This window comes from Niallia laureatilytica (assembly GCF_046613985.1).
In the GTDB taxonomy this organism is placed as follows: domain Bacteria; phylum Bacillota; class Bacilli; order Bacillales; family Cytobacillaceae; genus Niallia.
The window spans coordinates 977,777-991,452 of record NZ_JBKKHP010000001.1 but is presented as its reverse complement, the minus strand read 5'-3'; the positions used below and the strand labels follow the sequence as shown (position 1 = coordinate 991,452).

Here is a 13,676-nt window from a genome sequence, read left to right as displayed (position 1 = left end):
GAGTACATAATATGTTTAGTCAATCATACCTATTTTTATATTTGCTTGTCATTATCGCCCTTATTGCCAAAAACACATCTCTGCTGTTCGCAGTCGGAGCATTATTGATTTTAAAGGTGATCGGCCTTGATGCAAAATCCTTCTCTTTCATCCAGTCAAAGGGGATTAATTGGGGGGTTACCATTATTACAATAGCTGTACTGGCACCCATCGCAACTGGTGAAATCGGTTTCCGAGATCTTTCTGCCGCTTTTAAATCTCCTTTTGCATGGATTGCCCTCTTATCTGGAATTGCAGTCGCACTGCTTGCCAAAGGCGGGGTTAACTTGCTGTCATCAGATCCCCAAATCACTACTGCACTTGTATTAGGAACCATTTTAGCTGTTTCCTTGTTTAAAGGGGTTGCTGTTGGTCCGTTAATAGGAGCAGGGATTGCATACATGGCGATGAGGGCTATGGAGTGGTTTAAATAGCGAAATAGGCGAGGGAACACGTTCTGAGGTTCCCTTTATTGTTCTTTTGTTTCATCTCCTCTCACTTTTGTATCTCCTCTACATATTGTAAGAAATCCTTTCATGTAAATGCTGCCAACTTTCGAATAGTAAATTTTAAGTTTTTAATTTATACATAATGAAATTATTTAAAGATAATTATTTTCAAAACGAAAAAACACTGTCAGATTATCTGACAGAATTCATTTCCTTTTGTTTTTATCATGGTACGATTGTGTCAACATTTTAGTAAAAGGAGACAATTACATGAAAAAAACACGTCCTGTACTCACTATCTTTTTATTCTTTTTAGGCTGGGTATTTATGTATGCTGACAGAAATATCTTATCACCTGTCATGGGCAGTATCGGCGAGGAATGGAGTTTAAATCAAACGCAGTTAGGATTAATGGCGACCGTCTTTTTTGCTGCATATGCCTTCATGCAAATTCCTACAGGGTTTTTGGCAGATAAGTTCGGCCGTGTCAAAGTGTTAGTGATCGGCTTTATCGTTTTTGGTATCGGAACATATTTGAGTGGTGCATCTACAACATTTGGGATATTTCTACTGATGCGCGCACTTACTGGATTAGGTGAGGGCACCTATTATGGCTCGCAATACGGCATCTCCTCCACCATTACTCCGAAGAAGTACCGCGGCCTCGTTTCTGCGATTATAAACAGCGGCATGGCCTTTGGTATCTCACTTGGATTTATGTCATCAAGCTACTTTACCTATACTTTAAATAAAGGGTGGCAGTTTCCCTTTTATGTCTTTGCCATCCCAACGATAATCGTCGGTATCTTAATTGGTATTTTTGTCCGCGATAACTCACATAAAGAGAAAAAACAGGCTGTTCAAGGAGCAGAAAAAGTAGAATTAAAAAGCATTTTTACAAAAAACCATATATTCGTTTATGTGTTGATTTTCTGTTCCTTATATGGCTTTTTCGGAATGCTGACATGGCTTCCTTACTATTTGCAGACAGCAAGAGATATAGAGGCTTCGCAAACAGGCATTATTTCCTCCTTAGTACCGTGGGCCTCCATTCCTGGAGCAATTCTTTTTGGTTATTTATCTGATCGAATTAAAAGCAGAAAACCGCTTATTATCGGGCTTTCCCTGGCAGGGGCAATCTGTCAGTTTGTCATTCCTTACACAGAAAATTACTCCTTCTTAATCGTTGGTTTATGCCTGTACGGTTTGCTTGGGAAATTAGCGCTAGACCCAGTATTGATTTCTTATATGGCAGATATTACGCCACAGTCCATGTATTCGAGAGTTTATGGGTTTTTCAACTTCAGCGGTATGCTTTCCTCTATTTTTGCACCATATATAACAGGCTATTTTGCAGATAAGACAGGAAGTCTTGAATTTGGCTTCTATTTATCAGGGGGGCTGCTAATTATCGGTGCAGTATTATTTTTGTTCACGACAGATAAAAAACAAGCGGATGTTAATTCGATTGAATCAATCGCCACTTTGAAAAGGGAGGAGAAGCTGATTTGAAGAAAGTAATTGTCGGCACAAAATCGATGGTGGTCAGCCCCCATTATTTAGCTTCACAGGCTGGTGAAAGGATTTTACAACAAGGAGGGAACGTATTTGATGCTGCTGTTGCAGTGAGTGCTTGCCTTGCAGTTGTTTATCCTCATATGACAGGTCTTGGCGGTGATTCCTTTTGGCTTGCTTATCATGCAGAAAAAAAGAAGGTCCGCTCCTACAACGGCAGTGGCCGTTCCGGTTCAAAAGTAACGAGAGACAAATATAAAGGCAAAGAGGCGATTCCTTTTCGCGGAATAGAAAGTGTTATTACAGTGCCAGGGATGGTAGACAGCTGGGATGCAGTCCTAAGGGAATATGGAAGGATGTCACTCAAGGAAGTGCTTGCACCTGCTATTGAATATGCCGAAAATGGATTCCCTGTTTCCAATGACCAATATGAAAATACGGTAAAGAGTATCGAACTGTTACAGTCAGATAAAGACATGGCAAAAGTATTTTTGCCTGAGGGAAAAGTGCCCAATACATTCAGCAAGTTTGTGCAGAAAAATCTTGGGTGTACACTTCAAAGCTTGGCGGATAAAGGAAGAGATGATTTTTATAAAGGAGATTTAGCAAAGAGAATTATTTCCAGTATCCAAAAAAAGGGCGGTTTGCTGACAGAACAGGATTTTGCTGCACATCAAGGTGAATGGACTGAACCTCTTTCGTCCACATATCGGGACTATACCATATTCCAAGTACCACCTAACTCGCAAGGATTTGTTGGTCTGATGATACTTAATATTTTGGAAAATTTCGATTTATCAGCAATCCCACATGAATCATACGAATATTACCATCTATTAGTGGAGGCTGTGAAAAAAAGCTTCCAGGATCGGAACAATCACTTAACAGATCCTGTGTGGCATAATATACCGTTAGAAAAATTATTAAGCAAAGAATATGCAAAGGAATTGGCTGCCTCCATATCATTTGACCATACATGTGATTTGCCGACACAGCCTGTCGGCAGTGATACTGCGCATGCTGCAGTTGTGGACGAAGACGGCAATGCAGTTTCCTTTATTCAAAGCTTATATTTCGAGTTTGGATCAGGAATTATTGCCGGAGATACAGGAATTACGATGCAAAACAGAGGCTCCTTCTTTTCCCTTGATGCAGACCATATTAATGCATTAGAACCAAATAAAAGGACTTTTCATACGTTGATGCCGGCGATGGCTTTTAAAGAAGATAAGCCATATGTACTATACGGCACACAAGGCGGTGAAGGACAGCCGCAAACACAAACGGTGATGATCACTAGAATGCTTGACTACGGGATGGACCCACAAGCTGCAATCAGCGGTCCAAGATTTGTATGGGGCAGAACTTGGGGAGAAAAAACCCAAGAATTGAAAATCGAAGGTCGGGTGGCAAATGACGTTTTGGAAAAGCTGCAAAAGCTAGGCCATTCAGTGAATAGAGTTGATGACTATGCTGGGATTATGGGTCATGCGAACGCAATTCTCATTGATGAGCAAGGGTTTTTCTATGGCGGTGTTGACCCGAGAAGTGATGGAGCAGCTGTCGGAAGATAGTGGTGAGGGGGCACAGATGAAAGCAGCTGTGCTTCCTTTTTTTTACTTACTGTTTTAGCAGAAAAATAATTTATATGTCACAACTTGTCTCCAATGCCGTGCTAAAAAATCCGGAATATTAGCGGTGTGAAAAGAATATATTTTACTAAAGGCATGGTAAGTATGTAATATTTTTTACTATATTGATAGTTTATAGGTGTAAAATATGAGACATTTGGAGAATTTTTAGGTATAATAAAAATGTAGTTACGGAACACCCGTATTATAAAGATGGTATTCCTTATTTTTTTGACGAAAAATGTAAGCATTTACAATGTCTTATTTTAACAGAAAAGAGAAATGATACTATGGTGGAAATGTTAGAAAAAGGCCCCTCAAAATCTGGTTTTATCAATCCGCAAAACAATTTTTATTGATTTTTAGGTACATAATCAGTTAATCTAACAAAATAGTGAACTTTTTTTAGAGGCTGTTTTTCAGCTGCTACCTAATTTTTTATTAAATGGCTCCAAACAAGTCTTAATCAAATTTTAGTCTGAATAATCTAAAAATTCAATGTAGAGGCAAGATTCATTAAAGAAATCTGTAATTATATACGTAACTACATTCATGAATAATATGGGGACTTATATTTTGCGATGTATTGGAGAGAAGTAAGGAGAAAAGGAGAGATAGTTTATGGCAGTAACAAGAGGTCTAGAAGGAATAATTGCAACCACTTCTTCTATCAGCTCTATCATTGATGATTCATTATCGTATGTTGGTTATGACATTGATGTTTTGGCGGAAAACTCCAGTTTTGAAGAAGTAGTTTTTTTACTGTGGAACAGAAGATTGCCGACAGAAGCAGAATTGGATGATTTAAAGCAAGAGTTAGCTGATAATGCAGAGCTGCCTGCGCCGCTGCTTGAACAGCTTAGGCTGTTGCCGCTTGCAAATGTGCACCCAATGGCTGTACTCCGTTCAGCAGTATCCCTTCTGGGTGTTTACGATAAGGATGCTGACTTTATGGATGAAAGCACAAACTATCAAAAAGCATTGAGATTACAAGCCAAAATCCCTACTATCGTTACAGCCTTCTCAAGATTAAGAAAAGGGCTTGATCCGATTGCACCGAGAAAAGATTTGAACTTTGCAGCAAATTTTTTATATATGCTGACAGGAGAAGAGCCTGAGAGCATTGCGGTAGAGGCATTTAATAAAGCATTAGTGCTGCATGCAGACCATGAGCTGAATGCTTCTACGTTTACAGCACGGGTTTGTGTGGCAACATTGTCTGATGTATATTCAGGTATCACATCTGCAATTGGTGCATTGAAGGGACCGCTCCACGGCGGTGCTAACGAAGCAGTCATGAAGATGCTGACAGAAATCGGCAGTGTTGATAATGTTGATGCTTATATTTTTGACAAAATGGATAAGAAGGAAAAAATCATGGGCTTCGGTCACCGCGTTTACCGTAAAGGTGATCCGCGTGCTAAGCACTTGAAGGAAATGGCAAGGAAGCTGACAGAATTGACGGGTCAATCAGAGCTGTTTGAAATGAGCTTAAGGATTGAAGAACTGCTGAAGGAAAAGAAAGGCCTTGTTCCTAATGTAGATTTCTTTTCTGCGTCTGTCTATCACAGCCTGGAAATAGATCATGATTTGTTCACGCCGATTTTTGCTGTGAGCAGGGTTTCCGGATGGCTTGCCCATATTTTAGAGCAATACGAAAATAACCGCTTGATCAGGCCAAGAGCTGATTATACAGGACCTGAAAGAGCTGTTTACATTCCAGTTCATGAACGCTAAATTTACGCGTCTATGATATACTTATTGCAGCATAGAACAAGCAAAGTCAGGAGTCTCCTAAAGCGGGGAATGTGCGATTAAGCGGCATACGTGCCGAGCGCCCTTCTTAGACGAAGCCAATATGCGCAACTTACTTTAGCCATTCTTGCAAAAGGAGTAACGCTTCTTTTGCAGGAAATACTTTTTTAACGGAGGGATACATATGAAAGGTGAAAAAATTTCAGTAGTTGATGGTGTATTAAATGTACCAGCAAATCCAATCGTACCATTTATCGAAGGTGACGGAATCGGTCCTGACATCTGGGCTGCAGCTTCAAGAGTGCTGGATGCTGCCGTAGAAAAAGCATATAGCGGTGATCGTAAGATTGTTTGGAAAGAAGTGTTGGCTGGAGAGAAGGCATTTAATGAAACAGGTGAATGGCTGCCTTCTGAAACATTGGAACAAATACAAGAATACTTGATTGCTATAAAAGGTCCATTAACAACTCCTGTCGGCGGTGGAATTCGTTCGTTGAACGTAGCACTTCGTCAAGAGCTTGACCTTTATGTATGCTTGCGACCTGTTAGATGGTTTGAAGGCGTGCCTTCTCCTGTTAAAAGACCGCAAGATACAGACATGGTTATCTTCCGTGAAAATACAGAAGATATCTATGCAGGAATCGAGTATGAAAAAGGGTCTGAAGGTGCTGCTAAACTACTAAAATTCCTTCAAGATGAAATGGGTGTTAACAAAATCAGATTCCCGGAAACTTCCGGTTTAGGAATCAAGCCGGTTTCTGAAGAAGGCACAAGCCGTTTAGTGCGTGCTGCAATTAACTATGCCATCAAAGAAGGCAGAAAGTCTGTAACACTTGTACACAAAGGCAATATCATGAAATTTACAGAAGGTGCCTTTAAGAACTGGGGCTATGAACTAGCTGAGAAAGAATTCGGAGATAAAGTGTTCACTTGGGCGCAATATGACCGCATTAAAGAAGAGCAAGGCTCAGATGCAGCAAATAAAGCTCAGGCAGAAGCTGAAGCAGCTGGAAAGATCATCGTAAAAGATTCCATTGCTGATATCTTCTTGCAGCAAATCCTGACTCGTCCAACTGAGTTCGATGTAGTTGCTACAATGAACTTGAATGGAGACTACATTTCTGACGCGCTTGCAGCACAAGTAGGCGGAATTGGAATTGCTCCAGGAGCGAATATCAACTACGAAACAGGTCATGCTATCTTTGAAGCGACACATGGAACTGCGCCAAAATATGCTGGATTAGATAAAGTGAATCCTTCATCTGTTCTACTTTCAGGTGTACTGTTGCTTGAACATTTAGGCTGGAATGAGGCAGCTCAGTTAGTTGTTTCATCAGTTGAAAAGACTATCGCTTCTAAAGTGGTAACTTACGATTTCGCTCGTTTAATGGACGGAGCGACTGAAGTGAAATGTTCTGAATTCGGTGATGAATTAATTAAAAATATGGACTAAAATAGCTCATCGTTTGAATTTGCCAAGTATTCCAAAAGAATACCTGCTAAAATCAAGCCCTTGACTGTTAAGGCTTAGTCTATTCGAGGGAAGAGTGTTGAGGGGCCTCTTCCCTCTTTTATTGCATAAAAAAGATTTAAAGGAGGAATTAGTATGAGTTTGCGCAAAAAGATTTCCATTATTGGCGGCGGATTTACTGGTGCTACGACTGCATTTCTGCTGGCTCAAAAGGAGCTTGGCGATATTGTGCTGCTTGATATTCCGAAGATGGAAAATCCAACAAAGGGAAAAGCGCTTGATATGTTTGAGGCGAGTCCAGTACAAGGCTTTGATGCAAATATTAAAGGAACATCAGATTATAAGGATACAGAAGGTTCGGATATAGTTGTTATCACGGCGGGTATCGCAAGGAAGCCTGGGATGAGCAGAGATGATTTAGTGCAAACAAATCAAAGTATTATGAAGTCGGTCACAAATGAAGTGGTCAAGTACTCGCCGGATTGCATTATCATTGTCCTTTCCAACCCGGTAGATGCAATGACATACACGGTGTACAAGGAGTCAGGCTTTGCGAAAAATAGAGTCATTGGACAATCTGGTGTCCTGGATTCAGCAAGATTCAGAAGCTTTGTAGCAATGGAATTGAATTTATCTGTTAAGGATATTACTGGCTTTGTTCTTGGCGGCCACGGAGATGATATGGTTCCTTTAATCCGTTATTCCTATGCTGGTGGTATTCCGCTGGAAACATTGATACCAAAGCATCGCTTGGATGAGATTATTGACCGAACAAGAAACGGCGGTGCTGAAATCGTTAATCTGCTCGGAAATGGAAGCGCTTATTACGCTCCGGCAGCATCACTTGCCGAAATGTGCGAAGCGATAATCAAAAACCAAAGAAGAGTCTTGCCTGCAGTTGCTTATCTTGATGGAGAATACGGCTATTCTAATATATACTTGGGAGTTCCGACCATACTTGGCGGAAACGGTATCGAGCAGGTAATTGAACTTGAACTGACAAAAGAAGAGAAAGCAGCATTGGACAAGTCAGTAATTTCCGTGAAAAATGTTCTTAATGTGCTTACATAAAATGTATTATAAAAAGACCCATCTAGTACTAGATGGGTCTTTTTTACCTACTCTCCAATACGGACCAAAAATATGCAGGAAGTAGGAAGGATAGAGCAAGCTTAGCTTGTTGTTCGTCTGCTGCTGATTTATACTATAATAGACATGTAAATTTTGGGGGACTTAGGGGAATTTTTTAAACTTGGAGGCATTTATGAAGAAGAAAGTTCTTGTGGTTGATGATGAGCAGTCTATCGTAACACTACTAAAATATAACCTGCAACAGGCGGGCTATGATGTTATAACAGCAATGGATGGTGAGGAAGGGCTGAATCTTGCGGTTACGTCAAATCCTGATGTCATCCTCCTTGATTTGATGCTTCCGAAGATGGACGGGATGGATGTCTGCAAAAACTTGAGGCAGCAAAGAATATTTACACCCATTCTTATGCTGACTGCAAAGGATGATGAGTTCGATAAGGTTCTTGGCTTGGAGCTTGGTGCAGATGATTATATGACAAAACCATTCAGCCCAAGGGAAGTTATTGCCCGTATTAAAGCAGTATTAAGACGCTCTCAGCTAATATCAGAATCATCAGAGCAGGAAAAGGAAGAAAGAGATACGCTTAAAATTGGGGAGCTTAAAGTCATGCCAAACCACTATGAAGCATATTTCAAGGAAGAACTTTTAGAGCTTACTCCAAAGGAATTTGAACTGCTTCTGTATTTGGCGAGAAACAAAGGACGTGTTCTAACTAGAGATCAGCTGTTAAGTGCGGTTTGGAACTACGATTTTGTTGGAGACACAAGAATCGTTGATGTTCATATAAGCCATTTGCGTGAGAAAATGGAGCATAACACGAAGAAGCCAATCTACATTAAAACGATTCGTGGATTAGGATATAAACTAGAGGAACCAAAATAAAATGAAAACATTTAAATCCAGGCTGCTGGCCAGTTTACTTCTGGTCGTCGCCATTGTCTTTTTGGTGCTGGGTTTGTTTATTTACCAGTTAAATAAATCTTCTTACATAAATTCGTCTGATACGAGGCTGGAAAGGGAAAGCAGTTTGCTTGTAGCTCAAATGGCCAATGCTGATTCTATTGAGGATATAGATGCAAGTGAGATGGCAGAATACAGCAGGCTTTTGGATATCCAAATAACAGTAACAGACACAAAAGGAAATATCCTCATTGATGAGGGAGAAAAGGCGCATGATGAATTTTTACAATCACTGAGTTCAGTCGTCAGCAAAGCATCGAGCCAGCCGCAAGATGACTTTACTGGCGGAGATACGAGTTTCCATTATTATTGGCAAGAGCTGAAGTTTAATGGGGACAAGCAAGGCTATCTTTTTTTAGGTCTTGATTTGTCATCACAGAAGGATGCGTATCAGCAGATGAATACATATGTCCTTGCTGCATTGCTCATTGCTTTTGTTTTAATCTTTGTTATTGGTTTAACACTTGTGTTCCGCTATATGAGACCAATCGAATCTGCTGCAAAGGTAGCGGTTGATTTGGCAAAAGGCAATTATCATGCACGTACATATGAGGATAATATGGATGAGACAGGTATGCTCAGCTCCTCTTTAAATAAGCTGGCAAAAAACCTGCAAGAGATGGTTAAGGCTCAGGAGATTCAGCAGGACCGGCTTGGAACTCTTATTGAAAATATTGGGAGCGGGCTGTTGCTGATTGACAGCAGAGGGTATATAAATCTAGTAAACAGAGCTTACAAGGATTTATTTACTGTTAATTCATCTGATTATTTATACAAGCTTTACTATCACGTTATAGAACATAGAGAAATATCTGATTTAGTTGAAGAAATTTTTATGACGGAGCATAAGGTTGTTAAGCAATTACAGCTTACTATTAATTTTGAGAAAAAAAGCTTCCAAGTTTATGGTGTGCCTATAATCGGGACAAATGATATGTGGATGGGCATATTGCTCGTCTTCCATGACATTACAGAGTTGAAAAAACTCGAACAAATCAGAAAAGATTTTGTCGCCAATGTATCTCATGAACTGAAGACACCAATCACCTCTATTAAAGGATTTTCGGAAACTCTATTGGACGGGGCGATGGATAATAGAGAGGCATTAGTAGAGTTTTTGCAAATCATATTAAAAGAGAGTGACAGGCTGCAATCGCTTATTCAGGACTTACTTGACTTAACAAAGCTGGAGCAGCATAACTTCTCATTAGTTAAGGAGCCAATTAATATCCTGGATATTTTGGAAGAGGTCAGCAAACTTCTTGCGAATAAAGCGGATGCCAAGAATTTAATTCTTGATTTTCAACGTCCTAGTGAGGAAGTTTGGATTGAAGGTGACAGGGCCCGTCTTATTCAAGTGTTTATGAATCTGATATCTAATGCGATTTCTTATACACCAAGCGGCGGCAAGGTTTCCGTTTCTGTCGAAAACAAGGAAAGGGATGTATTAGTTTTTGTAGCAGATACGGGAATAGGTATTGAAAGAAGTGAAATTCCAAGGATTTTTGAACGCTTTTACAGAGTCGATAAAGCAAGAAGCAGGAACTCTGGCGGAACTGGCCTTGGATTGGCAATTGTAAAGCATCTTGTTGAACTCCATAAAGGATTAATAAAGGTGGATAGTGAAGTTGGCGAAGGAACAACTTTCACCATATTGCTGCATAAAAAGTTCCCATATTAATTGTACAAGTTTACATTACTTTTACATATGGTTTGCAAAGTATTTACAAGGGTTTGCTAAAATACTAGTGAAGACCCCCCTTATCCATTAGGTTAAGAGCTGAAGCCGAAAGCCACCCCGCTTTCGGCTTCTTACATTTACAAGAGTTAATCTACTTAAAAGAGATCCTATCGTTGAAAATCAATTAATTAGGTGCATCTATACATAATCTTTTTAGTGCAGAATTGTTTTCTGCACTTTTTCTATTTTTTAACGGTAGTAAATGCTTTTCTGTCTTATAAAAGGGATTAGCATGAGCAGGCTATGAACAAGGGCTATTCCTTACAATCTTTATCTACTCATGGTAAAATAAAAGAGATTAGACCATAATAATATTACTTATTTTGCTGTTAAAGCAAAGGCGGCTGATATAGAGGAACATAAGGAATGGAGGAACTGAATTTGAAGAAAAAACTGATTCTGATTGACGGGAACAGCATTGCATACAGGGCGTTTTTTGCCTTGCCCCTGCTGAACAACGACAAAGGTGTACATACAAATGCAGTTTACGGTTTTACAATGATGCTGATGAAAATATTGGAGGATGAAAAGCCGACACATATGCTCGTTGCTTTTGATGCTGGCAAAACAACATTCCGGCATAAAACCTTCAGTGAATATAAGGGAGGTCGTCAAAAGACTCCGCCTGAATTATCGGAGCAGTTTCCATATATAAGGGAGCTCTTACAGTCATATGGCATCCGCCACTATGAGCTGGAGAATTATGAAGCAGATGATATTATCGGTACACTTTCCTTGCAAGGCGAACAGGATGGATATGAGGTTGTTGTTATATCAGGTGACAAAGACTTGACTCAACTGAGCTCAGATAAAACGACTGTTTACATTACGAGAAAAGGGATTACAGATATTGAATCATATACGCCTGATCATATTCAAGAAAAATACGGCTTGACTCCAGACCGGATTATTGACATGAAGGGATTAATGGGTGATAGTTCTGATAATATTCCTGGGGTGCCAGGAGTCGGAGAAAAGACGGCGATTAAGCTGTTGAAGGAATTTGAAACACTTGAAAATCTTCTGCAGTCCATCGATCAAGTCAGTGGTAAAAAGCTGAAAGAAAAACTCGAGGAATTCAAAGACCAAGCGTTAATGAGCAAGGAGCTGGCCACGATTACAAGAGAGGCTCCGTTAACTGTAGGATTAGGGGAACTGGAATTTCCGGGCATGAACGAAGAGAAGCTCCGCCCATTTTTCAAGGAGCTCGGCTTTAATTCTCTTTTGGACAAGCTTGGAGATGCACCTGTGGAAGAAGCTGCAGAGCTGGAACAAATTGAATTTGAACATGTGAAGGAGATTACGGCAGATATTTTTGCCGACGAGAACGTCCTGTATGTGGAAGTGTTAGAAGATAACTATCATTATGCGCCAATTATCGGAATCTCGTTAGTGAATGAAAAAGGGGCATTTTATTTGCCGATTGAATCAGCCCTAGAATCAGCAGCCTTTAAGGAATGGGCAGAGGATGAGTCAAAGCAGAAGACAGTGTATGACGCGAAAAGATCAGAGGTAGCTCTCCGACATAAGGGCATTCATTTGAAAGGCATCACATTCGACTGTTTAATTGCGGCGTATCTTGCAGATCCATCTGCATCCATCGAGGATGTTGCGTCTGTTTCTAAAAAGTACGGCTTCACGAATATTCAATCGGATGAAGCGTTTTATGGTAAAGGAGCTAAACGAAAGGTGCCAGAGGAAGACATGCTTTCAGACCATCTTGTCCGCAAAACATTTGCCCTTTCTGCCATTCAGGACAAAATGGAAGAAGAGCTTAAGAAGAATGGTCAAGAGGAACTATTCTATGAGCTGGAAATGCCACTTAGTCTTGTACTAGCAGATATGGAATCAACAGGAGTAGAGGTTGATGTAGAAAGACTTCAAAAGATGGGTGCAGAAATCAATGACAGGCTTAAAAGTATTGAAGAGCGTATTTATGAATTGGCTGGCGAAACGTTCAACATCAATTCTCCTAAGCAGCTGGGGGTTATCCTGTTTGAAAAGCTTGGTCTGCCTGTCGTTAAAAAGACAAAGACAGGTTATTCCACTTCAGCAGATGTCTTAGAACAGCTGGCGAGCTCCCATGATGTGATTAAGGAAATTCTTGAATACAGACAGCTTGGAAAGCTTCAGTCCACATATATTGAAGGATTGCAAAAAGTGGTTCACAACGGCAAAATTCACACTCGCTTTAATCAGGTGTTGACACAAACAGGCCGATTGAGCTCCATTGATCCAAATCTGCAAAACATTCCAATCAGACTTGAGGAAGGCAGAAAAATTAGGCAAGCATTCGTTCCTTCTGAGAAGGATTGGATTATATTTGCTGCTGACTATAGCCAAATTGAGCTTCGGGTGCTTGCTCATATTGCCAATGATGAGAAGCTGATTGAGGCCTTTAGGGAGGATCATGATATCCATACAGAAACAGCAATGTCTGTTTTCCATGTGGAAGCAGATGAAGTAACCTCTAATATGAGAAGACACGCTAAAGCAGTTAACTTTGGCATTGTTTATGGTATCAGTGATTACGGCTTATCACAGAGCTTGAGTATCACGAGAAAGGAAGCTGGGAAGTTTATTGAAAGATATTTGGAGAGCTATCCTGGCGTTAAGAACTATATGGAGGAGATTGTGGCAGACGCAAAGCAGCAAGGCTATGTGTCCACATTGCTTCATAGAAGAAGATACTTGCCTGATATTACAAGCCGAAACTTCAATTTGCGCAGCTTTGCAGAAAGAACTGCGATGAATACGCCAATACAGGGCAGTGCGGCAGATATTATCAAAAAAGCGATGATTGAAATGGCGAAGCGTTTGGAATCAGAAGGCTTGCAAGCAAAACTGCTGCTGCAGGTGCATGATGAATTGATCTTTGAAGCACCAAAGAATGAAATCGAAAAGCTGAAAGAAATTGTGCCAGACGTGATGGAAAACGCAGTGGAACTTAGTGTTCCGCTGAAGGTGGACTATTCGTATGGTGACACATGGTTTGATGCTAAGTAATAGAAAAGAGGTAAAT

Annotated in this window: 9 protein-coding genes; all 9 read left to right on the top strand. The window is 40.3% G+C overall.

Features of this window, described 5'->3' with window-relative positions; genetic code table 11:
* The first annotated feature begins 11 nt into the window (after nucleotides 1-11).
* Complete coding sequence (locus tag ACLIJJ_RS05020) at nucleotides 12-473, top strand: DUF441 domain-containing protein (RefSeq protein ID WP_233317441.1); 462 nt, start codon at nucleotides 12-14, stop codon at nucleotides 471-473.
* Between the two features lie 285 nt (nucleotides 474-758).
* Nucleotides 759-2,000 (top strand): MFS transporter, encoded by a 1,242-nt coding sequence (locus ACLIJJ_RS05015; protein ID WP_233317443.1) that lies wholly within the window; start codon nucleotides 759-761, stop codon nucleotides 1,998-2,000.
* Complete coding sequence (ggt, locus tag ACLIJJ_RS05010) at nucleotides 1,997-3,577, top strand: gamma-glutamyltransferase (RefSeq protein WP_411410607.1); 1,581 nt, start codon at nucleotides 1,997-1,999, stop codon at nucleotides 3,575-3,577. Before ACLIJJ_RS05015 ends, ggt begins: the two co-directional genes overlap by 4 nt.
* A 678-nt stretch (nucleotides 3,578-4,255) precedes the next feature.
* A complete protein-coding gene (gene citZ / locus ACLIJJ_RS05005) occupies nucleotides 4,256-5,371 on the top strand; it encodes a citrate synthase (protein ID WP_233317447.1) in 1,116 nt (371 codons plus the stop codon).
* Nucleotides 5,372-5,573: 202 nt separating this feature from the next.
* Nucleotides 5,574-6,842 (top strand): NADP-dependent isocitrate dehydrogenase, encoded by a 1,269-nt coding sequence (icd, locus tag ACLIJJ_RS05000; protein WP_233317450.1) that lies wholly within the window; start codon nucleotides 5,574-5,576, stop codon nucleotides 6,840-6,842.
* Between the two features lie 153 nt (nucleotides 6,843-6,995).
* Nucleotides 6,996-7,931 carry a malate dehydrogenase gene (gene mdh / locus ACLIJJ_RS04995; RefSeq protein ID WP_233317452.1) on the top strand — a complete coding sequence of 312 codons (936 nt, stop codon included), beginning with the start codon at nucleotides 6,996-6,998 and terminating at the stop codon, nucleotides 7,929-7,931.
* Nucleotides 7,932-8,124: 193 nt separating this feature from the next.
* Entirely contained in the window at nucleotides 8,125-8,835 is a 711-nt protein-coding gene (locus tag ACLIJJ_RS04990) for a response regulator transcription factor (RefSeq protein ID WP_233317454.1), read from the top strand.
* Between the two features lies 1 nt (nucleotide 8,836).
* The gene (gene pnpS, locus ACLIJJ_RS04985) at nucleotides 8,837-10,594 is read left to right on the top strand and encodes a two-component system histidine kinase PnpS (protein ID WP_233317456.1); all 1,758 of its coding nucleotides are present in this window, start codon (nucleotides 8,837-8,839) and stop codon (nucleotides 10,592-10,594) included.
* A gap of 441 nt (nucleotides 10,595-11,035) precedes the next feature.
* Nucleotides 11,036-13,660 (top strand): DNA polymerase I, encoded by a 2,625-nt coding sequence (gene polA, locus ACLIJJ_RS04980; RefSeq protein ID WP_233317458.1) that lies wholly within the window; start codon nucleotides 11,036-11,038, stop codon nucleotides 13,658-13,660.
* Nucleotides 13,661-13,676: the final 16 nt, after the last annotated feature.

Bases quoted from the DNA above. Each gene is read 5' to 3' on its own strand.
- ACLIJJ_RS05020 (WP_233317441.1), top strand. From the start codon at position 12: ATGTTTAGTCAATCATACCTATTTTTATATTTGCTTGTCATTATCGCC.
- ACLIJJ_RS05015 (WP_233317443.1), top strand. From the start codon at position 759: ATGAAAAAAACACGTCCTGTACTCACTATCTTTTTATTCTTTTTAGGC.
- citZ (WP_233317447.1), top strand. From the start codon at position 4,256: ATGGCAGTAACAAGAGGTCTAGAAGGAATAATTGCAACCACTTCTTCT.
- icd (WP_233317450.1), top strand. From the start codon at position 5,574: ATGAAAGGTGAAAAAATTTCAGTAGTTGATGGTGTATTAAATGTACCA.
- mdh (WP_233317452.1), top strand. From the start codon at position 6,996: ATGAGTTTGCGCAAAAAGATTTCCATTATTGGCGGCGGATTTACTGGT.
- ACLIJJ_RS04990 (WP_233317454.1), top strand. From the start codon at position 8,125: ATGAAGAAGAAAGTTCTTGTGGTTGATGATGAGCAGTCTATCGTAACA.
- pnpS (WP_233317456.1), top strand. From the start codon at position 8,837: ATGAAAACATTTAAATCCAGGCTGCTGGCCAGTTTACTTCTGGTCGTC.